24 protein-coding genes and 2 riboswitches are annotated in these 23,560 nt (G+C 68.9%); of the genes, 9 read left to right on the forward strand and 15 right to left on the reverse strand.

Annotated features, from left to right (window positions below; translation table 11 throughout):
- Positions 1-49: 49 nt before the first annotated feature.
- From pdhA to FDZ84_RS03660, 3 genes are all read right to left on the reverse strand, one after another.
- Positions 50-1,150 (reverse strand): pyruvate dehydrogenase (acetyl-transferring) E1 component subunit alpha, encoded by a 1,101-nt coding sequence (pdhA, locus tag FDZ84_RS03650; RefSeq protein WP_168584709.1) that lies wholly within the window; start codon positions 1,148-1,150, stop codon positions 50-52.
- A 22-nt stretch (positions 1,151-1,172) separates the two neighbouring features.
- Positions 1,173-2,633: a dihydrolipoyl dehydrogenase gene (lpdA, locus tag FDZ84_RS03655; protein ID WP_168584710.1), complete on the reverse strand. Its 1,461-nt coding sequence runs from the start codon at positions 2,631-2,633 to the stop codon at positions 1,173-1,175.
- Positions 2,634-3,000: 367 nt separating this feature from the next.
- Positions 3,001-4,326 carry a CdaR family transcriptional regulator gene (locus tag FDZ84_RS03660; RefSeq protein WP_246868778.1) on the reverse strand — a complete coding sequence of 442 codons (1,326 nt, stop codon included), beginning with the start codon at positions 4,324-4,326 and terminating at the stop codon, positions 3,001-3,003.
- Positions 4,327-4,433: 107 nt separating this feature from the next.
- On the opposite strand from FDZ84_RS03660, the gene FDZ84_RS03665 reads away from it, so the two are divergent.
- Together FDZ84_RS03665 and FDZ84_RS03670 are read left to right on the forward strand one after the other, a co-directional pair.
- Positions 4,434-5,153 carry a GntR family transcriptional regulator gene (locus FDZ84_RS03665; protein ID WP_246868779.1) on the forward strand — a complete coding sequence of 240 codons (720 nt, stop codon included), beginning with the start codon at positions 4,434-4,436 and terminating at the stop codon, positions 5,151-5,153.
- A 97-nt stretch (positions 5,154-5,250) separates the two neighbouring features.
- Entirely contained in the window at positions 5,251-5,403 is a 153-nt protein-coding gene (locus tag FDZ84_RS03670) for a hypothetical protein (RefSeq protein WP_168584712.1), read from the forward strand.
- Here FDZ84_RS03670 and ligD read toward each other — a convergent pair.
- Positions 5,400-6,395, reverse strand: coding sequence for a non-homologous end-joining DNA ligase (ligD, locus tag FDZ84_RS03675; protein ID WP_168584713.1), 996 nt, complete (start codon positions 6,393-6,395; stop codon positions 5,400-5,402). The two genes, FDZ84_RS03670 and ligD, sit on opposite strands and share 4 nt — an antisense overlap.
- Before the next feature lie 173 nt (positions 6,396-6,568).
- Between ligD and FDZ84_RS03680 the strand changes: the two genes are divergently transcribed.
- The 4 genes from FDZ84_RS03680 to FDZ84_RS03695 all read left to right on the forward strand — a co-directional run bounded on the left by FDZ84_RS03680 (position 6,569) and on the right by FDZ84_RS03695 (position 9,303).
- Positions 6,569-7,324, forward strand: a complete 756-nt coding sequence (locus FDZ84_RS03680) for a thioredoxin domain-containing protein (protein ID WP_168584714.1) — start codon at positions 6,569-6,571, stop codon at positions 7,322-7,324.
- Entirely contained in the window at positions 7,321-7,950 is a 630-nt protein-coding gene (locus FDZ84_RS03685; RefSeq protein ID WP_371812766.1) for a vitamin K epoxide reductase family protein, read from the forward strand. Before FDZ84_RS03680 ends, FDZ84_RS03685 begins: the two co-directional genes overlap by 4 nt.
- 94 nt (positions 7,951-8,044) lie before the next feature.
- Positions 8,045-8,485 carry an ATP-binding protein gene (locus tag FDZ84_RS03690; RefSeq protein WP_168584715.1) on the forward strand — a complete coding sequence of 147 codons (441 nt, stop codon included), beginning with the start codon at positions 8,045-8,047 and terminating at the stop codon, positions 8,483-8,485.
- The gene (locus tag FDZ84_RS03695) at positions 8,482-9,303 is read left to right on the forward strand and encodes an RNA polymerase sigma factor SigF (RefSeq protein WP_168584716.1); all 822 of its coding nucleotides are present in this window, start codon (positions 8,482-8,484) and stop codon (positions 9,301-9,303) included. Before FDZ84_RS03690 ends, FDZ84_RS03695 begins: the two co-directional genes overlap by 4 nt.
- A gap of 251 nt (positions 9,304-9,554) precedes the next feature.
- Here the strand turns inward: FDZ84_RS03695 and FDZ84_RS03700 are convergent, their stop codons facing one another.
- Both FDZ84_RS03700 and FDZ84_RS03705 read right to left on the reverse strand, forming a co-directional pair.
- Complete coding sequence (locus tag FDZ84_RS03700; RefSeq protein WP_168584717.1) at positions 9,555-10,340, reverse strand: M23 family metallopeptidase; 786 nt, start codon at positions 10,338-10,340, stop codon at positions 9,555-9,557.
- An 866-nt stretch (positions 10,341-11,206) separates the two neighbouring features.
- Positions 11,207-12,376, reverse strand: a complete 1,170-nt coding sequence (locus tag FDZ84_RS03705; RefSeq protein WP_168584718.1) for an NAD-dependent epimerase/dehydratase family protein — start codon at positions 12,374-12,376, stop codon at positions 11,207-11,209.
- Positions 12,377-12,547: 171 nt separating this feature from the next.
- On the opposite strand from FDZ84_RS03705, the gene FDZ84_RS03710 reads away from it, so the two are divergent.
- A complete protein-coding gene (locus FDZ84_RS03710) occupies positions 12,548-13,033 on the forward strand; it encodes a GtrA family protein (RefSeq protein ID WP_168584719.1) in 486 nt (161 codons plus the stop codon).
- Here the strand turns inward: FDZ84_RS03710 and FDZ84_RS40475 are convergent.
- The 9 genes from FDZ84_RS40475 to FDZ84_RS03750 form a co-directional block, all read right to left on the reverse strand.
- Positions 12,934-13,755 (reverse strand): glycosyltransferase family 2 protein, encoded by an 822-nt coding sequence (locus FDZ84_RS40475; RefSeq protein WP_371812767.1) that lies wholly within the window; start codon positions 13,753-13,755, stop codon positions 12,934-12,936. The two genes, FDZ84_RS03710 and FDZ84_RS40475, sit on opposite strands and share 100 nt — an antisense overlap.
- Before the next feature lies 1 nt (position 13,756).
- On the reverse strand, positions 13,757-15,190 hold the full coding sequence (locus FDZ84_RS40480) for a phospholipid carrier-dependent glycosyltransferase (protein WP_371812768.1): 1,434 nt from the start codon (positions 15,188-15,190) through the stop codon (positions 13,757-13,759).
- Complete coding sequence (locus FDZ84_RS03720; protein WP_168584720.1) at positions 15,187-16,143, reverse strand: NAD(P)-dependent oxidoreductase; 957 nt, start codon at positions 16,141-16,143, stop codon at positions 15,187-15,189. Before FDZ84_RS03720 ends, FDZ84_RS40480 begins: the two co-directional genes overlap by 4 nt.
- Positions 16,144-16,198: 55 nt before the next feature.
- On the reverse strand, positions 16,199-16,636 hold the full coding sequence (locus FDZ84_RS03725) for an SRPBCC family protein (RefSeq protein WP_168584721.1): 438 nt from the start codon (positions 16,634-16,636) through the stop codon (positions 16,199-16,201).
- An 11-nt stretch (positions 16,637-16,647) separates the two neighbouring features.
- Positions 16,648-17,478, reverse strand: a complete 831-nt coding sequence (locus tag FDZ84_RS03730; RefSeq protein WP_168584722.1) for a phosphoenolpyruvate hydrolase family protein — start codon at positions 17,476-17,478, stop codon at positions 16,648-16,650.
- Entirely contained in the window at positions 17,475-18,689 is a 1,215-nt protein-coding gene (locus tag FDZ84_RS03735) for a Tm-1-like ATP-binding domain-containing protein (RefSeq protein ID WP_168584723.1), read from the reverse strand. The genes FDZ84_RS03730 and FDZ84_RS03735 overlap by 4 nt, the downstream gene beginning before the upstream one ends.
- A 10-nt stretch (positions 18,690-18,699) precedes the next feature.
- Positions 18,700-18,891, reverse strand: a complete 192-nt coding sequence (locus FDZ84_RS03740; RefSeq protein ID WP_210435418.1) for a CopG family transcriptional regulator — start codon at positions 18,889-18,891, stop codon at positions 18,700-18,702.
- 130 nt (positions 18,892-19,021) lie between these two features.
- The gene (locus FDZ84_RS03745) at positions 19,022-19,177 is read right to left on the reverse strand and encodes a hypothetical protein (RefSeq protein ID WP_168584725.1); all 156 of its coding nucleotides are present in this window, start codon (positions 19,175-19,177) and stop codon (positions 19,022-19,024) included.
- 131 nt (positions 19,178-19,308) lie between these two features.
- Positions 19,309-20,487, reverse strand: a complete 1,179-nt coding sequence (locus FDZ84_RS03750) for an acyl-CoA dehydrogenase family protein (protein WP_168584726.1) — start codon at positions 20,485-20,487, stop codon at positions 19,309-19,311.
- Between the two features lie 200 nt (positions 20,488-20,687).
- Positions 20,688-20,796, forward strand: a riboswitch (glycine riboswitch).
- Positions 20,797-20,898: riboswitch (glycine riboswitch) on the forward strand. It begins immediately after the preceding riboswitch.
- Between the two features lie 115 nt (positions 20,899-21,013).
- Between FDZ84_RS03750 and gcvT the strand changes: the two genes are divergently transcribed.
- The gene (gene gcvT / locus FDZ84_RS03755) at positions 21,014-22,117 is read left to right on the forward strand and encodes a glycine cleavage system aminomethyltransferase GcvT (RefSeq protein WP_168584727.1); all 1,104 of its coding nucleotides are present in this window, start codon (positions 21,014-21,016) and stop codon (positions 22,115-22,117) included.
- Positions 22,118-22,142: 25 nt separating this feature from the next.
- Complete coding sequence (gene glyA / locus FDZ84_RS03760) at positions 22,143-23,423, forward strand: serine hydroxymethyltransferase (RefSeq protein ID WP_168584728.1); 1,281 nt, start codon at positions 22,143-22,145, stop codon at positions 23,421-23,423.
- The last annotated feature ends 137 nt before the right edge of the window (positions 23,424-23,560 follow it).

Below are 23,560 nucleotides of genomic sequence, written 5' to 3' on the forward strand. Positions count from 1 at the left end.
GATCCACGGGTCTCAGTGGCGGGGTGTCGCTAGATCGCGGGCGGGTGCCTCAGAAGACCGGGTCGGCCGGCAGGCGCCGCGAGTCGTTGGCCACCGGGGTGGCGTAGGTGTAGTCGAACAGCGTCGAGGGGTCCGGGTGCGGGCTGTCGTCGGCGAACGCGACCGCCGCGTCGGCCTCGGCCTGGGCCTTGCGCTCGATCTCCACGGCGACGTCCTCGTCCAGGACGCCCGCCTCGATCAGCTCGGCCCGGAAGTTCGCCACCGGGTCGGCCTGCTTGGCCTGCTCGACCGACTCCTCGCTGCGGTACTTCCCCGGGTCGACCACCGAGTGGCCCTTCAGCCGCTCACTGACCGCCTCCAGCAGCGCCGGGCGACCGGTCTCGCGGGCCTGCTCGACCAGCCGGGTCGCCGCGTCGCGGACGGCCAGCACGTCGTTGCCGTCCACCCGCTCGCCGTGCATCCGGTAGGCCGCGGCGCGCTTGTACAGCTCCGGCTCGGCGGAGGACTTGTCGACCGTGGTGCCCATCCCGAGCTGGTTGTTGATCACCACGAACACCACCGGCAGGTTCCACAGCGCGGCGATGTTCAGCGCCTCGTGGAAGGCGCCGATGTTGGTCGTGCCGTCGCCCATCTGGCACATCACGACCTGGTCGCCGCCGCGGTAGTCGATGGCCAGCGCGGCACCGGTGGCCAGCGGGATCTGGCCGCCGACGATGCCGTAGCCGCCGAGCAGCCCGGCCTCCACGTCGAACATGTGCATCGAGCCGCCCCAGCCCTTGGAGGTGCCGGTGGTGCGGCCGTACAGCTCGGCCATCACGCGGCCGGGCTCGATGCCCTTGGCGATCGCGTAGCCGTGCTCGCGGTAGTTGGTGAACAGCAGGTCGCTCTTGCGCAGCGAACGCATCAGGCCGACGACGGTGGCTTCCTCACCGAGGTTGAGATGACAGTAGCCGCCGATCTTGGCCTGGGTGTAGCCCTGCGCCGCGCGCTCCTCGAAGCGGCGGATCAGGGTCATCTCGTAGAAGTAGTCCTTCAGGAGCTCCGGCGACTCACCGGCGAACCGTCCGCCGCCGGAGCCGCGTACCGAGCCGCTGCGGCGCGACTTGGTGGCGCGCGTGGCCGGTTTGGTGCGGGTAGCAGTCTGTGCCATCACAGATCCCCTTCTCGTTCGCTCAGCGCTTCTTCGGCGGCGCGACGTGGATCGGCAGGCCCAGCGCGGCCATCGCCGCCTCCATGCCGATCTCGCCCAGGGTCGGGTGCGCGTGGATGGTCTCGGCGAGTTCGTCGAGGGTGGCTTCCAGCGCCATGGCCAGGGCGCCCTCGGTGATCAGGTCGCTGGCGGAGTGCCCGATGATGTGCACGCCCAGGACCTCGCCGTACTTCTTGCCGGCGACGATCTTCAGGAAGCCCTCGGTGTCGCCGTAGCTCTGCGCACGACCGAGCGCGGCGAACGGGAACTTGGCGGCGACCACTTCGTGGCCGGCCTCGATCGCCTTGGCCTCGGTGAGCCCGACGCTGGCGATCTCCGGGTGGGTGAAGGTGGCGGCCGGGATGACGTTGTAGTCGATCGCGGCGTGGTGCCCGGCGATCGTCTCGGCCGCGACCACGCCCTGGTGCGACGCGACGTGCGCGAGCAGCGCCTTGCCGGTGACGTCGCCGATCGCGTAGACGTGCTCGACGTTGGTACGCAGCTTGTCGTCGACGGTGATGAAGCCGCGCTCGCTGGTGGCGACGCCGGCCTTGGCCAGGTCCAGGTTGGCGGTGTTGGGCTTGCGGCCCACGCCGACCAGGACGACGTCCGCGTCGATCTGCTGCGGCTTTGCGCCGTCCACGGTGACCTTCAGGCCGCCGGCGGCCTGGTCGACGCGGGACACGGTCGCCTCGGTGAGGACCTTGATGCCGCGCTTGGTGAACGAGCGGCCCAGCGCCTTGCCGACCTCGACGTCCTCGGCCGGTACCAGGGTCTTCTGCATCTCGATGATGCTGACCTCGCTGCCGAGGGTGGCGAACAGCGTCGCCCACTCGGCGCCGACCGCGCTGCCGCCGATGATCGCGATGCGCCCCGGGACCTCGGTGAGGCCGAAGGCGCCGTCGGAGGTGATCACGCCGGGCAGGTCCGCGCCGGGCAGCGGCAGCTGCACGGGAACCGAGCCGGTGGCGATGATGACGTCGCGGGCCTTGACCTGCTCGATCGGCTGCGCGCCGGCCGGTTCGGCGGCGTAGCGCGGGCCGTCGGCGCCCAGCGGCGACTCACCGGTGGCGTAGACGTCGACGGTGGTCGGGCCGGTGAACCGGGCGTGGCCGTTGATGACGGTGACGCCGTTGGTCTTCAGCAGGCCCGCGACACCGTCGGTGAGGCCCTTGACGACGCTGCTCTTGCGGCGCGTGATCGTGTCGTAGTCGATGGTGACGTTCTCGACGTTCACCCCGAAATCGGCCGCGTGCAGCACGGTTTCGTACACCTCGGCCGAGCGCAGCATCGCCTTGGTCGGGATGCAGCCCCAGTTCAAGCAGACCCCGCCGGGCCGCTCCTTTTCCACCACGCCGACCGCGAGGCCACGCTGCGCGGCCCGGATCGCGGCGACGTATCCACCGGGACCGCCGCCTACCACGAGAAGGTCGAACTCCTGCACTTCGCTGTGCTCCTTTGACTGCACGCGCCGGTTACGGAAAGCCTGGATCGAGCGGGCAATTCTTACTCTGAGTGTCGTGAGCACAACCACTTCTGCGCTATGCCCGCTCGCCCAGACTTCTTTCAACGCGGGTGTGCAGACCGCACATTTCCGGGCGTGACGTACACAACATGTAACGTGAACGTCACGCACCGTGTTCGAGGCGGCCGTCACCCGGTCGCGGTCACGCCTGGGCACAAAATGGCAAGAGGGCGGTGCCGGTTCGACCCAGACACCGCCCCGCGAAGCGCGAAAAGATCAAGTTGTCCGAATGACGCCTTTGCACAACCGACGCCGCGTCCATTCCAAGCCCTGCCCTAGTCCTGCCCTAGTCCCGCAGGCCGTCGCGGAGCCGCAGCGCGGACAGCGCCAGCGACAGGGACACGTAGGCCGTTCGGCCGTAGAGGGGCAGGCCGATCAGGGACGTGATGCGGTGCAAGCGGTTGAGGACCGTGTTGCGGTGGCAGTGGAGGCGGACCGCCGCGTTGGCCGTCGAGCAATTTTCCTCCAGCCAGGCCGTCAGGGTTTCCAGGAGCATGTCGCGCTCCTTGACCGGCAGCTCCAGGATCGGGCCGAGCTGGGACTCCAGCAGCCGCTGCGCCAGGTCCGGCGACTGCACCAGCAGCGCCTCCGGGAACCGCTCCTCCAAGGTCACCAGCTCCGCCGCCCCGTACGACGAGGTGCCGAGCGTGGTGAGGGCGAGCTGGTGGGCGAGGCCGACCTCCGCGAGGCCGCGCACCGACGGCGACACCGCGACCCGGCCCCGCGCCAGCGGCCGCAGCGCGTCCAGCGCGAGGTCCTTCTTCCCCTGCTCCAGCGCCACCAGCCCCACCAGAGAATCGGCGCGCACCTGCCACACCGAGCGGAAGTGCAAGGCGCTCAGGGCGTCCTGGTGCCCGCGCAGCGCGAAACCGCCGTCGTTGGACATCTCGGCGACGATCACCAGGTACAGGCCACCGGTGGGCAGGTCGAGCTCCTTCGCGGTGCGTTGCGCGAAGGCGGTGTCGCGCGCGCGGCCCGCGAGCAGGTCCTCCACCAGGGCATGGCGCCGCTGGTCGTCCCGGCGCAGCCGGTCCAGCTCGGTGTTGCGGTAGGACGTCGACAGCGTCGAGGACAACCCGTCGATCACGGTCCACACCGAGGTAGCCACGCTCAACATCGAGTCCGGATCCGCGCCGTCCTGGTACGCCTGGTCGACCAGCGCCTCCCAGGCGATCCGGCCGCCCAGCCGGAACGTCCGCAGCATCACCTCCAGCGGCACGCCCTGCTCGGCGCGGCGGCGGCCGATGGCGGCGGCCACGTCGTCGCCGTCGGGCGCGGGCACCTCGCCGCTGAGTATCTGCAGGATGCGTTCGAGGTACTGCCGACAGCCCTCCCAGAGGTCCTCCTTGGGAACGGGGCTGTAGTCGGTCCACTCCGGGTTGTCGGTGAAGATCGCGGCCATCAGCCGCTCGGTGAGGGCGGGCACGTCCGCAAGGCGAGCTCTGGCCAGCGCATGCGTGACTTCGGCGGCGGAGTCGGCAGGATCGGCTACCACGCCCTGGACGATACCGGCCTGCCAACCCCCCGAGCCCGGAAACGGCCCGCTGGCGGAACGGTCGAAGACGATGCCGCGTCCAAGCATCCGACCGCCCGCCGCAACCGGGCAGTCCATGATCAGAATCAACTACTCCCGGCAGGTGGTATCAAGTTGCACGTGACAGGCGGCACAACCGGTACATCGGCGTCGCGCGGGGCGGCCGAGCGGTGATCGACACGGCGATGCGGGCACGCTCCCCCCGGCTTCCCGACGAACTGGCCAGCCGGCTGCGGGAACGGATCATGACCGGCCGGCTGCGGCAGGGCGAGCACCTGCACCTGGAACGCCTCGCCGAACAACTCGGTGTCAGCGTCACACCGGTGCGGGAGGCGCTGCTGGCACTGCGCGGCGAGGGCTTCGTCGACCTCGAACCGCGCCGCGGGTTCACCGTGGCGCCGCTGAGCCGGCAGGACTTCGAGGACGCCCACCGGCTGCAGGCCACCATCGCGGGCGAGCTCGCGGCCCGCGCGGCGCACCAGATCGACGCCGAGCGGCTCGCCGAACTCGTTGTGCTGCAAGAGGAAATCCAGACCGCGTGCCAGTTCACGCTGCTCGACATGGGCGAGCTGGTGACCCGCTTCCACGCCGTGGTCTGGATGGCCGCGGATTCGCCGAAACTGGCCTGGTTCCTCGGAATCGCGATGCACTACACGCCGCGCCGCACCACCGTCGACGTGCCGGGCTGGCGGGAGATGGCCGCGACCGACCACCAGACGCTGCTGGCCGCGTTGCGGCTCCGGGACCAGGCAGGATCACGCGCCGCGATGCACCAGCACGTCACCCATACCGGACAGTTACTGATCCATCACCTGCAGCAACATGGGATGTGGGCCGAGTCGCCCGAAAACCCTCCCCCACCAGGGAGTTCCGCATCACACTGGGAAGATGGGCCGGGTCGCTAACGTTGTTCCCCCTCGTGGCGACACCCAGGGTGGGACGCCTGAGTGACGTTCGCCGCATTCACCTTGTTTCTACGCGAGAAATTCGGGGGCACTTGCCATGCAGAGCAACAGCCGCACCTTCGTGTCGGTTGTCGGAACGGTATTGATGGTCGTGACGACCGTTCTGCTCGCGACGTGGAACCCCCCGCAATCGCAATCCTCGGTGCAGCCGGCGGCGAACCAAACCCTCATCGGCAGCGTCAACCGCTAGGCCTCGCGGACCACGTCCTGCGGACGTTTGTCGTTGCGCAGCCCCGAAAAACGGGGATGCCGCAGCTTGCCGTCGCCGGTCCACTCGGTGAAGCCGACCTGCGCTACCAGCTCCGGCGCCACCCAATGCACGTCGCGCTCGGCCACCGGGTCGGCGAACGGTGAGCCGTCGCGGGCCAGCTCGTCCAGCTTGCCGCGCAGCTCGCGCAGCGTCCGCTCGTCGTAGCCGGTGCCGACCTTGCCCGCGTAGCGCAGCCGCGAGTCCGCGTAGTAGCCGACCAGCAACGCTCCGAAACCGAACCGGGAGCCCTTGGGGTCGGTGTAGCCGCCGACGACGAATTCCTGGTCGGCGACGCACTTGAACTTCAACCAGTCGCGGCTGCGCCCGCCGCGGTAGGGCCGGTCGGCGCGCTTGGCGATCAGGCCCTCCCAGCCGCGGCGGCACGCTTCGCGATAGAACTCCTCGCCGTTGCCGGCCCGGTGCGCGCTGAACCGCAGCGGATCGGTGAAGTCGAAGCACTCGCGCAACAGGCGTTTCCGGGTGCGCAGCGACAGGTTCGTCAGGTCCACGCCGCCGAAGGCGATCAGGTCGAACACGTAGTAGTAGACCGCCACGCCGGTGCGGCGGGCCGCGCGCGGATCGGTGAGGTTGATGCGCTTCTGCAGCCGGGCGAAGCTCGTCTGGCCGCCCTCGAAGGCGACCATCTCGCCGTCCAGCACGAACCGGTCGGCGCCCTGCTCGGCGAGCGCGTCGATGATCTCCGGGTACGCGGCATCGACCCGCTTGTGGTTGCGCGACCACAGCACCGGCCGGTCCGCGTCGCAGCCGGCGATCACCCGCGCCCCGTCGAGCTTGCGCTCGAAGATCCAGTCCGGGTCGGAGAACCGATGGTGGGTCAGCGTCGCCAGCGCCGGCTCGTGCCAGGTTCCGCCGGGCCAGGACCTCAGTTCACCGCGTTCGGCGTCGTCTAGCAGGCACAAAGGATCGTTCATTGATTGATGAATACCCGTTCTTCTCGATCGGGCAAACCAGCCGAGCTGAGAACGAGCTGTGAACGGACTGTGAGTTTCACCCCGCCAGAATCCCCATTCAGGTTAATGCGGGAAACTGGGCTTGCCGTCCCCGCCGCGCGAGCGGGCCCGAGCGCCGAAGGTGAAAGCACGCGATGTCGAAGAACAAGAACCCGGTAACCCAGAAGAGCGGGCTGTCCACGAACATAATCCTCACCATCGTGGTGGTGGTCGTCGCCGTCGTGGTGATCGGCGGCGTCCTGCTGTTCAACCGCGGCGGCGCGGACAACACCTCCTCCGGTTCCTCCGGCGGCGGGAACGCGGTGGCCGCCGAGATCCTGCGCAAGCCGGACAGCAACGTGCTGACCTCGGCGCCTGACAGGGTCACCGTCGTCGAGTTCCTCGACTACCAGTGCCCCGCCTGCCACACCTATTACTCGGTGCTGACCAAGCAGGTCGAGAAGGACTACGCGGGCAAGATCACCTTTGTCGTCCGCAACTTCCCGCTGAGCATGCACCCGCTGGCCCGGCCGGCCGCGCAGGCCGCCGAGGCCGCCGCGCTGCAGGGCAAGTTCAACGAGATGTACCACGCCCTCTACGACAACTACGACGCCTGGGCGCTCGCCGCCGACGGCCAGAACGTCAGCACCGACGAGGCCAAGGCCCGCGGGCTTTTCGACCAGTACGCCCAGCAGATGGGCCTGGACCTGGACAAGTTCCACCAGGACATGAACTCGCCTCAGGTCAACGCCAAGATCGACGCCGACGTTGCCGACGGCAACAAGGCCGGGGTGTCGGGCACGCCGACGATCTTCATCAACGGCAAGCAGTTCGACCAGGGCAACATCGAGACCGTCGAGCAGCTCAACAACGCCTTCCGCGGCGAGCTCGACAAGGAGCTCGTGAAGTGACCGTCGCCCACGCCGTCGAACCGGCACCGTCCCGGATGCCCGAATCGGGCGACGTCCCGCGCGGCCTCGGCTGGCTGTACGTCGTGGGTGGCGTGATCGGGTTCGCGGGCTCGTTCGCGCTGACCCTGGAGAAGCTGCAGAAGCTGGCCAACCCCGGCTACGTGCCGACCTGCAGCATCAACCCCATCATCTCGTGCGGTTCGGTGATGGACAGCGCCCAGGCAGCGGTGTTCGGGTTCCCGAACCCGCTGATCGGGGTGGCGTCATTCCCGGTCGTGGTCGCCGCCGGGGTGGTAGTGCTGGCCGGATTCCGGCCGCCGCGCTGGTTCTGGCTGGGCATGCAGCTCGGCGCCACCCTCGCGGTCGCCTTCATACACTGGCTGGTGGTGCAGAGCCTCTACGAGATCGGCGCGCTGTGCCCGTACTGCATGATCGTGTGGATCGTGACGATCCCGCTGTTCTGGTACACGACGCTGCACAACCTCGAGGCCGGCAACTTCGGGGGCGGCAAGTCCCTCGGCGCGGCGCTGCGCCGGTTCCACAGCGTGGTGCTCGCGGTGTGGTATCTGGTGATCGTGGTCCTGATCCTGCAAGCGTTCTGGGACTACTGGACCACCTTGGTGTAGTCCCGCGGGCGTCCGTTTGTTCGGTGCGGCCCTCGGGTACCAGGTGACTGTGAGTGAGGTGCGCCCCGCACCGACCGAGACGAGGTGGCCCGGGATGAGCGTGGAACGCGAGCTCGCACACGTCGAGCCGGAGACAGCCGCGACGAACCTGGTCGAGGTCCGCATCGCCGCCGAAGCCGCCCAGCTGGCGGTGATGCGAGCCGTCGTAGGTGACCTCGCGATGCGCGCCGACTACGACATCGACTCGATCGCCGACCTGCGGTTGGCCGTCGACGAAGCGTGCTCGTCGCTGGTCCGGCTGGCCGCCCCGGAGGCGACGCTGGTCTGCCGGTTCCGCACCGGCGGCGACCGGCTGTCGGTCACCGCCGAAGTGCTCAGCGACGATGCGTTCGGACCCCGCAAGGACACCTTCAGCTGGCGCGTGCTGAGCGCGTTGGCCGACGTTGTGTCAACCTCGGTCGAGTCGGATTCGGCTGCCAACGGCAGCCACCTGGTGCGGATCGAGTTGACCAAGGGACGGACGGCCCACGTGTGAAACGAGCGGAATCCAAGCCGACCACGCATTCGCGCAACGAGCGCTACGACCGGCTGGCGCCGCTCTTCCGCGAGCTCGCGAAGCTCGGCAAGCAGGATCCGCGGCGTTCCGCGCTCCGCGAAACGCTGGTCACCGAGCACCTGCCGGTGGCCGAGCACATCGCGCGGCGCTTCAGCCACCGCGGCGAGTCCCAGGAGGACCTCACCCAGGTCGCCACGCTGGGCCTGATCAACGCGGTCGACCGGTTCGACCCGGAGCGCGGGGTGGACTTCCTGTCCTACGCGGTGCCGACGATCATGGGCGAGGTCCGCAGGCACTTCCGGGACACCGGCTGGGCGGTGCGGATGCCGCGCCGGTTGCAGGAGCTGCACCTGTCGGTGTCGGCGGCGATCGCCCGGCTGTCGCAGGAGCTGGGCCGGGCGCCGACGCCGAGCGAACTCGCCAAACACCTGGGGATCAGCACCGACGACGTCTACCGCGGCCTGGAGGCGGGCAACGCCTACCGCAGCGCCTCGCTGGACGAGCTGCTCACCGACACCGACGAGATCCCGCTCGGCGACGCGATCGGCTCCGACGACACGGAGCTGGCCGAGGTGGAGAACCGCGAGATGGTCCGGCCGCTGCTGGCGGACCTGCCGGACCGGGAGCGCCGAATCCTGGTGATGCGGTTCTTCCGCGGCATGACCCAGACGCAGATCGCCGAGCAGATCGGCATCTCCCAGATGCACGTCTCCCGGCTGCTGGCCCGAACCCTCGGCTGGCTGCGCCAACGCCTCGAAGAAGAGCAGCCCACCGAGAAGGCAGGCAAGAATTATTAGAACGTGTTTTATAAGCGGCGGCAGCCGCTTGCGGTGTGGGACTCAACTGGCACCGCCGCGGGTTCTCAGGGGTCCTTCTCGCGAGGACAGCCCCGACGTGGTGAATTGGCATTCATGATGTCGGGGAACACGTGCGCGAGAAGGCCTCTGAGGTTCCGCACCGCTACGCAAACCACTTTCAAACAGAACTTAAAAAAACCGCCCGGGGCCCGTCGGGGGTTTCGGGTCCCGGGCGGCGGCCTTGGGGGCGGTCACACCTCGATGCCACGCTCGTTCAGCCAGGGCACCGGGTTGATCTTGATGCCGTTCTTGATCACCTCGAAGTGCAGGTGCGGGCCGGTGGACTCGCCGCGGTTGCCCATCGTGGCGATCTGCTCACCGGCATCGACCCGCTCGCCGACGCTGACCCCGACGGTGTTGATGTGGCCGTAGACGGTGATCGTGCCGTCGTCATGCTGCACCCGGATCCACAGCCCGAAGCCGCTGGCCGGGCCGGCGTCGATGACCTTGCCGGCGGCCACCGACCGGATCGGGGTGCCGATTTTGTTGGCGATGTCGATACCCCTGTGGCTGGTGCCCCAGCGCGAGCCGAAGCCGGAGGTGAAGGTGCCTTCGGCGGGCTTGACGAAGCCGCGCGCCTTCCGCTCCCGCTCCTCGGCCGCTCGCTTGGCCTCGGCCGCGGCCCGCTCCGCCGCCGCTACGCGGGCCGCCTCCGCGCGGACGGCCTCCGCGCGAGCCTGCTCGATCGCCTCGCTCTTCTGGACCTTCTGCGCCTCGGCGTAGGAGTCGTTCACGATCTGGCTGGCGAGCAGCCGGACCGTGGCCGGCCTCGTGTCGGTCCCGGTGACGGCCAGGCTAAGGTTCTTCGAGCCGGCCAGCGGGTGCACGAGAAGCTCTTGCTCGGGGCCGGCGGAGGCTGCCATCGGCTGACCGACCGCGGCGAAGGCGCCGCCGGCGACCACCGTCGCGACGAACTTGTTGCGGACCAGGAGTGCGGCCTTCGGGGGATGGCCGCCCTCCTTGCGGTGCTTGCCCATCTTCACCTTCCGTCTCGGGGGGATCCGGTCGCTGCCCGCCGGGGGATTGCGGGTGATGCCTCTCGGGGGCGAGACATCGACGTGATCGAACCGTGACGTACGAGCAGTGAAAGTAGCTGAGGGTTATCGACAGGCGCAACCATTAACCCGTTTAGTGGGAAAAAGGCGCACAGTTCCCGCCCAAACAAACACTCTCAGTGTTTGACGAAGATGACCATCAAATAACGGCCGCCCGGAAGATTCTTTGCTGGGCCGAGCGCCGCCGACGGCCCGCCGGAAACTTCCCCAAAAAGTTCAAGACGCGTCCCGTTTTCGCTGGTCCAAAACGGCGACGCGAAGGCCGGGCGCCCCGGACGCAGCCGACGCCGACGCCGCCGCCGCGACCCGGTCAGTGCACAATGGACACTGCGGCGAGCCGCCACCCGACCGCGTCGATCACACCTCGGCGAGATCAATCCGCCCCGAAAGTGGCCTTGGGCACACACTGCGCGAGACCGCGCCGGAGCCTTCCCGCACCCTGGGTGGACTAGTTGAACAAGGCGGGCGAGTTGAACGAAGTGGACAAGGCGGACAAGCAATCCGCCGAAGCGGTCGGAAGTTGACGCACCGCGAAGATTTACCCACGTGCCGTATCGCAGGGATCAACCGAACGAGTTACTGTTCGGTAGTCCGTGTGGAAGCCCCCCGACACACGGTAGGTGCCCCGGGATCGGAGTTCACACTCCGCGCCCGGGGCACCGCTCCCCGAACACCACGTCCGATGGCGGTGGCCGCGGCGTTAGTGACGATTGTGCCCGGCCTCGTTGGTATATTCCAGCCGCCACGCGGCACAGTTTTGGTTGCAATTGCAGCACTGCCGAGACCGGTCAGCGGTCCTCGCGCAACGGGCTGGTGGCCTGGCGCCAGTTGACGGTGGGCCGCAGCGCGGCAAGGTCGACCCGCTCCTTGTACTTGTCCGCCACCCGGAACAACGACTCGATGAGCGTGTTCGACAGCAGGTGCGGCTGCAGCCCCAGCTCCACCAGGCCGGTGTGCTTGACGTTGTAGTAGTGCTCGCCCTGCTCGACCCGCGGGTTGTCCAGGTACTCGATCTCCACCGACCCCGCGAAGCTGTTGGCCACGATCTTGGCGATCTCCCCCACCGAGTACTTCTCGGTCATCTGGTTGAACACCCGGAACTCGCCGCGGTCGGCCGGGTTCTCCGCGGCCAGCCGGATGCACTCGACGGTGTCGCGGATGTCGATCAGGCCGCGGGTCTGCCCGCCGGTGCCGTACACCGTCAGCGGGTGGCCGAGCACGGCCTGGATGACGAACCGGTTGAGCACGGTGCCGAAGATCGCGTCGTAGTCGAACCTGGTCGCCAGCCGGGTGTCACGCGCGGTCTGCGGGGTTTCCTGGCCATAGACGACGCCCTGGTTAAGGTCGGTGGCGCGCAGCCCCCAGATCCGGCAGGCGAACTCGATGTTGTGGCTGTCGTGCACCTTGCTCAGGTGGTAGAACGAGCCCGGCTTCTTCGGGTACAGCATGCGGTCGGTCCGCCCGTTGTGGGTGACCTCCAGCCAGCCTTCCTCGATGTCGATGTTCGGCGTCCCGTACTCGCCCATCGTGCCGAGCTTGACCAGGTGGATGTCGGGGTCGACCTGCTGGATCGCGAACAGCACGTTGAGGTTGCCGATCACGTTGTTCTGCTGGGTGTACACCGCGTGCCGGCGGTCGATCATCGAGTACGGCGCGGCCCGCTGCTCGGCGAAATGCACGATCGCGTCGGGCCGGAAGCCGGCGATCATCTCCGCGGTGAACTCGCCGTCGACCAGGTCGCCGTAGTAGCACTTGATCGACTTGCCGGAGACCTCCCGCCAGGCGTCCAGGCGGACCTGCATCGGCTCGATCGGCACCAGGCTGTCCACGCCGAGCTCGTGGTCGTAGCCCCGGCGGGCGTAGTTGTCGGCGACGGCGACATCGTGGCCGCAGTCGGACAAGTGCACAGCGGTTGGCCATCCGAGGTAGCCGTCTCCTCCGAGGACGAGGATTCGCACGCCTTCACTCCCCCTGTATTCACCCATTGGATACAAACATCCGGCATGGTCTCATCCCGCGACCATTTCACGGCGGGCTCCCCTTTTCCTTTCCTAACACTGAGAATTCGCTGAGACCGGACTCTGTATGGTGCGTCGGGAGCAAACCGCGACATCCCGAACGGAGACGGCATGGCGACAAGGGCCACCGAGAGCACCAACGCTCGGCGCCGCTATTGGCGGTTGCTCAGCCGTTTCGCGGCCGCTTCCGCGGTGGCCACCGGAATCAGCCAGCTCGTTTTCCTGCTGTCGTACTCGCTCGGCGCCACACCGGTGCCGGCCACCGTGCTGGCCTGGCTGGCCGGTGCGATTCCCAACTTCGTGCTGAACCGGCGGACCTGGGGCGGCGGCGGCCGGGCCGCGCTGCGCGGCGAGGTCCTGCGCTACGGCGCGATCTCGGTGGGCACCGCGCTGCTCGCCGCGCTGGCCACGCACAACGCAGAAGTACTCGCCCACGCGCTGTTCCCGGAGGCCCGGGCGGCGCAGGTCGTCGTGGTCTGGGGCGCTTTCCTCGGTACTTACGCGGTGATGTTCGTGGTCAAGTTCTTCCTCGTCGACCGGTTGGTGTTCACCGCCCGGCGTTCCCGCCACCAGGTTTCGAGCACCACCCGCGCGTAGCGGTAGCCATAGCGGAAGTTGTTGCCCTTTTTACTGACACCGGCGGTGCGCGCCAGCATCCGCATCGGCTGCTCCCGCACCCGGTAACCGCGGCTGAGCACGCCGACCAGCAGCTCGGCGGACTGGTACTGCGGCTGCTCCAGGGGCACCGAGTTGGGCACCTCGGCCAGCATGCCGCGGAACCCGAACGACGTGTCCGTGATGCGCCGCCCGGTCAGCGCGCTGACCAGCCAGGCGAAAACGTGGGTGCCGGCGCGGCGGATCAGCTGGGGGCGCTCGTTGCTGCCCAGCACGCGGGAACCTGTGACGAAATCGGCGTCGCCGTCGATCAGCGGCCTCAGTAGCTTCGGCAGCTCGGTGATGTCGTACTGGCCGTCGGCGTCGGTGGTGATGATGTAATGCGCACCGCGCTCGACGGCCAGGTGGTACCCGAGCCTCAATGCGGCACCCTGGCCCCGGTTCGTGGGGACGATGCAGGTCTGCGCGCCGTGCTTCAGCGCGATCTTGGCGGTGTCGTCGGTCGCGCCGTCGACCACCACCAGCTTGTCGACGTCCAGGTCGCAGCTGCGGGCGGGAATGCCGTCGAGCACCTCGCCGATCGACTCCTCCTCGTTGTAGGCGGCGATGAGCACGACGACCGGGGCGAACCGGTGGTCACCGCAGCGCTCGGCGTAGTCCGCCAGCGCCGCCCGGTCCGCCTCGCTCGGTAAGGTCGTGGGCATTTCAGCTCTCCTTCGGGGATGTTGTTCGTCCGGGGCGGCGGCCGGTCAGCGCGGTCACGCCGAGCGCGCCCGCGATCGGGATCAGGACCAGGCCGGGCAACTGGTAGCGCCAGGAGAATTCCATGGCCGCCGCGGTTGCCAGCACGGTGGCCGCCACCCCGGCCGGGAGCAGGCACACCGCGCGCAGCCCGGAACCGCGGGCGCGGCCGACGCCGAGCACCGCCAGCGCGGCCACCACCAGCGCGCCGCCCAGGACGACGCCTGGCGTGTAGCCGCCGCCGAGCTGGTAGGCGCGCAGGAACGCGGCGAGGCCCGGATCGACCGAGAACGTGCCGTCGTCGTAGCGCTCCGTCCACTCCGCGAGGTACCAGTCGGCAGCGAACGCCGGGTAGTGCAGCTGGAACTGCCAGCGATCCAGCGGCACGTCACCGGGAGTTTGAGTGCGGGTCGGGGCGAATCCCTTTAGGAAGTCCGTGACCATCCCGCCGGCGATGTCCAGCGGCTGGTGCAGCAGAACCTTGCGGGTGAACGAGCCCTGCGCGGCGGAGACGTCCATGTCCGCCGGCAAGAACTTGTCGACGTTCTCCTGGACGTGCCAGAAGTGGATGTAGAAATCGATGCCGTTGGCGGCACGGCGCTCGATCGGTTCGGCCGGGCAGACCAGCTTCTCCTGCGGCGTCAGGTCCAGGTGCTCGCAGTCGGCGACCACGGCCGCGCGGCCGTACAGGGCGCCGCCACCCGAGCCGCCGAGGCCCAGCGAACCGGTCCACGCCAGGTGGTAGAGCGAGTAGCCGGACACGCCGACCGCGAACCCGCCGACCAGCGCACCAGCTGCGATCAGCCGTCGAGACCAGCCGTCACGCGGCCGCCAACCGGTGGCCAGCAGCACGAACACGGCCGCCGGAACCACCAGCGTCACTCCCACGACGCGCACCACCACCGCCGCGGCCAGCACGATCCCGGCCAGCGCGGCGAGCTTGGGGCCGGGCGCGCCCCACCAGGTCAGCACGTAGATCGCGGCCAGCAGCAACACCTGGAACAGAAGATCGGACATGATGTTCTGCTCGATCTGCAGCTGGTAGGCGTCCAGCAGCACGGGCGCGGCGGCCAGCGCCGCGATCCAGGCCCGGACCTCGAAACGACGCAGCAGCGCGTAGATCCCGACGCCGAGCCCGAGGCCCAGCAGGTGCTGCACCGCCGCCACGCCGGTCAGGCTGCCCACCGCCAGCAGCGGCCACAGGAAGAGCTCGTAGCCGATCGGGTTGATGCCGCCGGGGAAGAACGCGCCGACGTCGTCGAGGTAACGGAACGAGTCGATGTAGAGCAGCGCGGGCCGGTAAGCCAGCTGCACCACGATCCGCAGGGCCAGTCCGGCGAGCAGCAGCAGCGCCAGCAGCCAGTGCCGGCGGAGGACGCGCGTGAGCGCGGTGCTCATCGCGCCCCGCGGAAGTCCGCCCAAACGGTGCGCAACCCCTCGGTGAGCTCGACGTTCGGGGCGTAGCCGAGTTCGCGCTGCGCCTTGGCCACGTCCACGATCACCGCGGGCATCTCGCCGTTCTTGGCCGGCACGTGGTCGACCGGCACGGGTTCGCCGGTGGCCGCGCGGACCGCGTCGATGAGCTCCAGCACGGAGATCGACCGCCCGCGGCCGATGATCGCGGTTCCGGTGTACTGCTTGTCCCACGCGGCGAGGACGCCCTGCACCACGTCGTCGATGTGCACGAAGTCGCGGGACTGCGAGCCGTCGCCGTAGACCTCGACGCCGCGGCCCGCCAGCGCGGCGCGCATCAGCCTCGGGATGAAGCTGTCCTTGTGGCCCATGCCGGGCCCGTAGATGTTGGTGAAGCGCAGCGCGCAGGTGGCCAGCCCGTAAGCGCCGGCGTAGCCGGAGAGCAGCATCTCGCACGCCGCCTTGGTGGCGCCGTAGGGCGTGAGCGGGCGCAGCGGCAGCGCCTCGGAGATCGTGCCGCGGCCGATGTCGCCGACCACCGCGTTGGTGGAGGCCAGCACGAACCGGCGGACGCCGCGGGCGCGAGCCAGTTCGAGGAGTTCCTGGGCGACCGCGACGTTGTTGGCGTAGGTCTCGGCGGGCTGGTCCACCGAGCGCAGCACCGAGGTGATCGCCGCCAGGTGGATGATCCCGGCCGAGTCCGCCGAGACCGCGGCCTCCCGGACCGCGGCGTCCCGCAGGTCGCCTTCGACGTGGGTCACCAGGTCACTGCGCAGTTCGGCGGGCGGGGCCTGGGTGTCCACGATGGTCACCCGGGTGCCGCGCTCCAGGAAGGCGCGAACCACTGCTCTGCCGACGAAACCGGAACCACCCGTGACGGTGACGGTGTCTGCTGCGTTAGCTGCATTTGCGGCGGAAGGATTAACGCTGCTTGGCACGCGCCGACTCTAACCGCCACCGGATTCGCTCCGGTTCACGCCCATCCCGATCGGATTAACCGCCCAGATGTTCCCGAAGTCCGTTCAGCCCGGTTCGGTAAACGCCCTGGGCGAAGGTCTCGTCCATCTTCTCTTCGTCGGCGGCATCGGCGTCCCAGTGCGAATACCACTCGACGAAGCTGTGCCCGGTGTCGGTGATCGGCGCGATCCGGATGGTGGAGCGGTAGCTGCGCACCGGGAACGGGCTTTCCACGAATTCGTAGGCGTAGCTGCGCTCGGTGTCGTCCAGCGCCACCAGCCGCTCCCGGACCGCCCCGCCGTCGGCGAGCGTCAGGTGCCGGACGCAGCCCACCGCGTCGGCCGCGCCGCCGCCCTCGATCTCGCTGCGCTCGATCGCCGGGTGCCACGTCGGCAACCCGTTGAAGTCGCGCACCGCCTGCCAGACCTGCTCGGCCGACGCCTCGATGACCGCGCTCGTGTAGGACTTCGCCACCGCTTGCCTCCTCAGAACCTGAGTTTCATGAACGCCTTGGCCTGTTCGGTCAGTGCTTGTTCGGTGGGCAACCGCTCCATGCTGCTCGCACCGTAGAACCCGTGGCAACGCTTGGTCCGCGAAAGCACGTACGAGGCGTCTTCCGGCATCGAGACCGGCCCGCCGTGGCAGAGCACCAGCACGTCCTCGCGGACCTCGGTCGCCGCCTGCGACCACTCGTCGATCAGCGCCACGCAGTCGTCCAGCGACTTTGCGGTCCCGGCGCCGATCGCGCCGCCGGTCGTCAGCCCCAGGTGGCACACGATGATGTCGGCGCCGGCCTCGGTCATCGCCCGGGCGTCGGCGCTGGAGAACACGTACGGCGTGGTCAGCAGGTCGGCTTCGCGCGCGGCGGCGACGAGTTCGACCTCCAGGCCGTAGCCCATTCCGGTCTCCTCCAGGTTCGCCCGGAAGGTGCCGTCGATGAGCCCGACGGTCGGGAAGTTCTGGATCCCGGCGAACCCGAGGTCGCGCAGCTCGCGGAGGAACCGGTCGCGCAGCATGAACGGGTCGGTGCCGTTGACGCCGGCCAGCACCGGGGTGTGCCGCACCACCGGCAGCACCTCGCGGGCCATCTCCACCACGACATCGTTGGCGTTTCCGTAGGCCAGCAGCCCGGCCAGCGAACCGCGCCCGGCCATCCGGTAGCGGCCCGAGTTGTAGATGACGATCAGGTCGATGCCGCCGGCCTCTTCGCACTTGGCGGACAGGCCGGTGCCCGCGCCGCCGCCGATGATCGGCTCGCCGCGCTCGGCCTTGGCGCGGAACCGGCGCATCAGTCCGGCGCGGTCGAATCGGCTCATCGTGCCTCCTGCCTGGTTCGCTCGGCGGATCCGGTGATCTCCCGGAACGCCGCGACCAGCGCGGCGGCGAACTCCGGATCGTTGATGTTGTGCGGCACCCGCTCGACGCGCCGGTCGGCGGTCTGCCGCACCCGGCTCTCCAGCGTCTCGAAGAGGACCGCATCCGCGCCGGGATCGCAGAAAGGCTGCCCCGGTGAGTCCAACATGGACACTCCGCCGGCCGGGAGCAGGAACCGCACCGGGCCGTCGCAGGCGTTGAGCTTGCCAGCGATGAACTCCGCGATCCGGCGGCACTCGCCTGCGGACGTGCGCATCAGCGTGACCTGCGGGTTGTGCACGTACAGGTTGCGGGCCCGGTACTGCGGCGGAACGGTTTCCAGCGCGCCGAAGTTCACCATGTCCAGGGCGCCGCACGAGCCGACGTAGGGCACTCTGGTCCGGGCGATGGCGTCCAGGCGCTGCTCCCCCGCGCTCATCACGCCGCCGGCGATCAGGTCGCAGACCTCGGTGGTGGTGATGTCCAGGACGGCGCGCACGAGGCCGTCGTCGACGAGCTTCTCCATGGCCCGACCCCCGGTTCCGGTCGCGTGGAACACCAGCGGGTCGTGGTCGGCGGCCAACTGCTCGGCTACCGCGGTCACGCACGGCGTGGTGACGCCGAACATGGACAGCGCGATGGCGGGTTTGTCCTCGGCCGCTGGCAACGAGTGGGTCACCGCGCCCAGCAGCGCGTGCGCGGCGTTTCCCAATACCTGGCGGGAAATCCGGTTCAGCCCGGCGACATCGGTGACCGACGGGAACATCGCGATGTCGGTGGCGTCCACGTAGGGCGAAACGTCGCCGGAGGCCACTGTGGACACCATGACCTTGGGCACGCCGACCGGCAGCGCGCGCATCGCGGGCGTGATCAGCGCGGTGCCGCCCGAGCCGCCGAGCCCGATGACCCCGTCGACGTCCTGCGCGACCAGGAACCGCTCGAACGCCGCGGCCATCGCGGTGACGGCCGATCCCCGCTCGCCGGTGAACACCGCGTAGGCCCCGTCCGGGTGGTGCGCGGCGACCTCGGCGGCCGACACGTCGGCGTCGGAACTCCCACCCGCGGTGGACAGGTCCACGGTGATCACGGGGTGCCCGCGGGCGATCAGCCCGGCGACGTAGAGCAGCTCAGCGGCCTTGGTGTCGAACGTCCCGGCGACGTACGCGCTGCCCACCACTAGTGCGTCACCGGGACAGCAACTCCAGCAGCTCAGCATCTTCCGCGAGGAATCGGCGCACCTGGTTCGCCCGGAACTCCTCGTGGCGGGCAAAGTACTCGCGCAGCGCTGCCACCGCGATCTCGTGCATCGACCGGCCCTCTCGCTCGGCTACATCGCGGAGCTTCGCGTTGTCGTCGTCGTTAAGCCGCAGAGTCATGGCCATTCCGAAATGGTATCGCGTGGTATCAGCTGATACCACATGCCCTTGGGGCACGAGAAGGCCCCCGGCGCCTTGGGTTCTTGGGTTCTAATTAGCGGGCACCGGGGGCCTTCGTCAGGGTTTTCGGTCAGTGGCCCTTGCCGCCCTTGCCGAAGAACTTGTTCTTGACCTGGTCGATCTTCTCCTTGTTCTTCGGGTCGGTGGCGTACTTCTTGGCCTGGTCGATCACCTTGCGGCCCTGCGGGCTGCTGGCGAAGTCGGCGACCTTCTTGAACAGAGACATCGTCGCTCCCGGCGGTTCGGAGTCACGGCTGTCACCAGGCTACCGACAAAACGGGCAGAGGTCTTCTCGCGAGGACAGCCCCGACGTGGCGTATCCCGCACCGCTGCGCAAAACGAGCCCGGAAACAGAGTTCAGCCGAGCACGCCGCTGATCGACGCGTGCCCCTTCAGGAGGTTGCGGGCGACGGTGCGGCGCTGGATCTCGTCGGTGCCCTCGAAGATGCGCAGCAGCCGCAGGTCGCGGTACCAGCGCTCGACCGGCAGCTCCTTCGTGTAGCCCATGCCGCCGTGCATCTGCAGCACCCGGTCGACGATCTCGTTGGCGCGGGTGGCCCCGAAGAGCTTGGCCACCGACTGCGCGTGCCGGGAATCCATGCCCTGGTCCACCTGCCAGGCTGCCTGCAGCACCAGCCAGCGCAGCGCCTCGATCTCCACGGCGGAGTCGGCGATCATCCACTGGACGGCCTGGCGCTCGGCGATCGGCTTGCCGAACGTCTCGCGGGTCTTGGCGTACTCCATGCCCATCTCGACGAGCCGTTCGCAGGCGCCGAGGGCGCTCGCGGGCAGCAGGTAGCGGCCGCGGCCGATCCACTGCATGGCGAGCTTGAAGCCGTGGCCGACCTCGCCGAGCACGTTGCGCTCCGGAACGCGCACGTTGTCGAACACCAGCGCGGCGGGCTGCCGCTCCCACGGGCCCATGATGTCGATCGGCTCGGACTTCCAGCCCGCGTCCCGGTCGGCCAGGAAGCAAGTGACCCCGCCGTTGGCGCCCTTCTCCTTGTCCGTGACGGCGAAGACCATCACGAAGTCGGCGTCGATGCCGCCGGTGATGAACGTCTTCTCGCCGTTGATCACCCACTCGTCGCCGTCCTTCACGGCGTTGGTGCGCAGGTTCTTGGCGTCCGAGCCGGCGCCCGGCTCGGTGATCGCGAAGCACGACTTGCGGGTGCCCTCGATCGTCGGGAGCAGGTAACGCTCCTTCTGCTCGTCGTTGGCGTAGTACAGGATGTTGTCGGCGTAGCCGCCGAAGCGGAACGGCACGAACGTGCGGCCGAGCTCGACCTCGATGAGCGCCGTCATCACCGCCGACAGGCCCATGCCGCCGTACTCCTCGGGCGTCTGCACGCCCCAGAACCCGGCCCGCTTCGCCTTGTCCTGCAGTTCCCGCTGCTCGTCCTTGGTCAGGCCGCGTTCTCCGGCCCGCTCGCGCCGCAGCACCTCGGGCTCCAGCGGCACCAGCTCGCGCCGGACGAAGTTGCGCACCCAGTCGCGGATGTCGCGCTCTGTGTCGGAAAGCGAGAAGTCGACCATCGCCGGATCCCCTTTGGTACAGGCACGTGGCTAACGCCGTTAGTTTTGGGCAGCCTCCAAGCGCTGTCCATGCGGCGCCTGGCCGCAGCGCTAGGCGTGCGCAAGGCGTCGCTTTACAACCACTTGTCGACCCGCCCGGGTTGACTCCGGTCACGTTCAGTTCGTAGCGTCGGCGTTCGCACAACCGAATACCGCGCCGATGACGTCGTGCGGGAGAGACTCCGGCCCCCGAGCAACCTCGGGACACCGGAGCGCCGAAGGAGCAATACTCCCCAGCAAACTCTCAGGCACCGGCACCGCACGGCACCAGGCGAACACGGAGAAAAGCAGGAGCAACGCGCTTCTCGCCCACGGTGCAAGCCGCCCCTCGCGGGGTGGCGAAACTCTCAGGCCAATGACTCCGGGGAGACCGCCCGACCAGCGCAAGCCCGCGCAGGTCGGGGTCGAGGTGTCCCCGATAAGGTTGGGCGCAGTGAGCTGACCGGCCCTCGACTGCCGACCGGCGCCCACCAGGAGGAGTCGCACCATGTCGTCGCCACGACAGACGCCCTTGCACCGAGTACACGAAGCCCTCGGGGCGACATTCACCGAGTTCGCCGGTTGGCGGATGCCGCTGCGCTACTCCGGCGACACCGCCGAGCACAACGCGGTGCGCAACAGCGCCGGCCTGTTCGACCTAACCCACATGGGTGAGATCCGGATCAGCGGCCCGCAGGCCGCCGAGGCGCTGGACTACGCGCTGGTCGCCAACGCCTCCGCGATCAAGCCCGGCCGCGCCCGCTACACGATGATCTGCAACGCCACCGGCGGCGTGCTGGACGACCTGATCGTCTACCGGCTCGGCGAGCAGGAGTTCCTGGTGGTAGCCAACGCGGCGAACGCCGCCGTGGTCTCGGCCGAACTGGCCGAGCGGCTCGGCGGCTTCGACGCCGAGCACCAGGACGTCTCCGACGACTACGCGCTGATCGCCGTGCAGGGCCCGAACGCGGTCGCCATCCTCGCCCCGCTGACCGACACCGACCTCGCCGAGGTCAAGTACTACGCGGGCTGCCGCAGCCAGGTCGCAGGCAAGGACGTGCTGCTGGCGCGTACCGGCTACACCGGCGAAGACGGCTTCGAGCTGTTCACCGCGCCCGGCGACGCGGAGGCCGTCTGGCAGGCGCTGACCGAGTCCGGCGCGCAGCACGGCCTGCAGCCTGCCGGGTTGTCCTGCCGCGACACGCTGCGGCTGGAGGCGGGCATGCCGCTGTACGGCAACGAGCTGTCCGCCGACCTCACGCCCTTCCAAGCCAGCCTCGGCCGGGTGGTCAAGCTGGACAAGCCCGGCGACTTCGTCGGCAAGGACGCGCTGGCCGCCGCCGCGGAGAAGCCCACCGAGCGCACGCTGGTCGGGCTGAGCACCGACCAGCGCCGGGCGCCCCGGCACGGCTACCGCGTGCTGGACGCCGACGGCGCCGAGATCGGCGTCGTGACCAGCGGTGCCCCGTCGCCGACCCTTGGCCACCCGATCGGCATGGCCTACGTCGACCGCGACCACAGCGAACCCGGCACCCAACTGCAGGTCGACATCCGCGGCAACAACGTCGCGGTGCAGGTCGTCGAGCTGCCGTTCTACCGCCGCAATGCCTGACGAGATCGAACCAGGAGGCAACACCATGTCGACACCGGACCTGTTCAATGACCAGCTGGCCGCGGTGGATCCCGAGGTGGCGGCGGCGGTCGGCGCCGAGCTCAACCGCCAGCAGACCACGCTGGAGATGATCGCTTCGGAGAACTTCGCACCACAGGCGGTCCTGGAGGCGCAGGGCTCGGTGCTGACCAACAAGTACGCCGAGGGCTACCCGGGGCGCCGCTACTACGGTGGCTGCGAGCACGTCGACGTCGTCGAGCAGCTGGCCATCGACCGCGTCAAGGAGCTCTTCGGGGCCTCCTACGCCAACGTGCAGCCGCACTCCGGGGCGCAGGCCAACGCGGCGGCGATGTTCGCGCTGCTCAAGCCCGGCGACACGATCATGGGCCTGGACCTGGCCCACGGCGGTCACCTCACGCACGGCATGCGGATCAACTTCTCCGGCAAGCTCTACAACGTGGTGCCCTACCACGTGCGCGCCGACGACCACCGCGTGGACATGGACGAGGTCGCCCGGCTGGCGCGGGAGAACAAGCCGCAGCTGATCATCGCCGGCTGGTCGGCGTACCCGCGGCAGCTGGACTTCAAGCGGTTCCGCGAGATCGCCGACGAGGTCGGCGCGTACCTGATGGTCGACATGGCGCACTTCGCCGGTCTGGTGGCCGCCGGGCTGCACCCGAACCCGGTGCCGCACGCGCACGTCGTCACCACCACCACGCACAAGACCCTGGGCGGCCCGCGCGGTGGCGTGATCCTGTCCTCGGACTCGGAGTTCACCAAGAAGTTCAACTCTGCGGTGTTCCCCGGCCAGCAGGGCGGGCCGCTGGAGCACGTGATCGCCGGCAAAGCGGTGGCGTTCAAGATCGCCGCCGGTGAGGAGTTCGCCGACCGGCAGCGCCGCACCGTGGAGGGCGCGCAGATCCTGGCCGAGCGGCTGCTGGCCGACGACGCCGCCAAGGCCGGTGTGCAGCTGGTCTCCGGCGGCACCGACGTGCACCTGGTGCTGGTGGACCTGCGCGACTCCGAGCTAGACGGCAAGCAGGCCGAGGACCGGCTGCACGAGATCGGCATCACGGTCAACCGCAACGCGGTGCCCAACGACCCGCGGCCGCCGATGGTGACCTCCGGCCTGCGCATCGGCACCCCGGCCCTGGCGACCCGCGGCTTCGGCAAGGACGACTTCACCGAGGTCGCCGACATCATCGCCGAGGCACTCAAGCCCGGCTTCGACGAAGCCGCCAGCGGCAAGCTCCGGGCCCGCGTCGAAGCCCTCGCCGCCAAACACCCCCTCTACCCGAACCTCTGATCGGAAGGCTTTGCCAGGAGAAGAACCTGTTTTCGATCCTAAGTGGACCATGCTGGAACGGGAAAAGGCCGTATTCCAACTGGTTCAACCCCCCTTGCGGGCCCTCGCCGGATGCCGGATTATCTGCGCAGTTTCGG

It is taken from the genome of Saccharopolyspora sp. ASAGF58 (genome assembly GCF_012277335.1).
GTDB classification, from domain to species: Bacteria; Actinomycetota; Actinomycetes; order Mycobacteriales; family Pseudonocardiaceae; genus Saccharopolyspora; species Saccharopolyspora hattusasensis.

Bases quoted from the DNA above. Each gene is read 5' to 3' on its own strand.
- FDZ84_RS03740 (WP_210435418.1), bottom strand. From the start codon at position 18,891: ATGACTCTGCGGCTTAACGACGACGACAACGCGAAGCTCCGCGATGTA.
- FDZ84_RS40475 (WP_371812767.1), bottom strand. From the start codon at position 13,755: ATGCCCACGACCTTACCGAGCGAGGCGGACCGGGCGGCGCTGGCGGAC.
- FDZ84_RS03745 (WP_168584725.1), bottom strand. From the start codon at position 19,177: ATGTCTCTGTTCAAGAAGGTCGCCGACTTCGCCAGCAGCCCGCAGGGC.
- FDZ84_RS03700 (WP_168584717.1), bottom strand. From the start codon at position 10,340: ATGGGCAAGCACCGCAAGGAGGGCGGCCATCCCCCGAAGGCCGCACTC.
- glyA (WP_168584728.1), top strand. From the start codon at position 22,143: ATGTCGACACCGGACCTGTTCAATGACCAGCTGGCCGCGGTGGATCCC.
- FDZ84_RS03665 (WP_246868779.1), top strand. From the start codon at position 4,434: ATGCGGGCACGCTCCCCCCGGCTTCCCGACGAACTGGCCAGCCGGCTG.
- pdhA (WP_168584709.1), bottom strand. From the start codon at position 1,150: ATGGCACAGACTGCTACCCGCACCAAACCGGCCACGCGCGCCACCAAG.
- FDZ84_RS03660 (WP_246868778.1), bottom strand. From the start codon at position 4,326: ATGGACTGCCCGGTTGCGGCGGGCGGTCGGATGCTTGGACGCGGCATC.
- FDZ84_RS03690 (WP_168584715.1), top strand. From the start codon at position 8,045: ATGAGCGTGGAACGCGAGCTCGCACACGTCGAGCCGGAGACAGCCGCG.
- ligD (WP_168584713.1), bottom strand. From the start codon at position 6,395: ATGAACGATCCTTTGTGCCTGCTAGACGACGCCGAACGCGGTGAACTG.
- FDZ84_RS40480 (WP_371812768.1), bottom strand. From the start codon at position 15,190: ATGAGCACCGCGCTCACGCGCGTCCTCCGCCGGCACTGGCTGCTGGCG.
- FDZ84_RS03670 (WP_168584712.1), top strand. From the start codon at position 5,251: ATGCAGAGCAACAGCCGCACCTTCGTGTCGGTTGTCGGAACGGTATTG.
- FDZ84_RS03710 (WP_168584719.1), top strand. From the start codon at position 12,548: ATGGCGACAAGGGCCACCGAGAGCACCAACGCTCGGCGCCGCTATTGG.
- gcvT (WP_168584727.1), top strand. From the start codon at position 21,014: ATGTCGTCGCCACGACAGACGCCCTTGCACCGAGTACACGAAGCCCTC.
- FDZ84_RS03680 (WP_168584714.1), top strand. From the start codon at position 6,569: ATGTCGAAGAACAAGAACCCGGTAACCCAGAAGAGCGGGCTGTCCACG.
- FDZ84_RS03730 (WP_168584722.1), bottom strand. From the start codon at position 17,478: ATGAGCCGATTCGACCGCGCCGGACTGATGCGCCGGTTCCGCGCCAAG.
- FDZ84_RS03750 (WP_168584726.1), bottom strand. From the start codon at position 20,487: ATGGTCGACTTCTCGCTTTCCGACACAGAGCGCGACATCCGCGACTGG.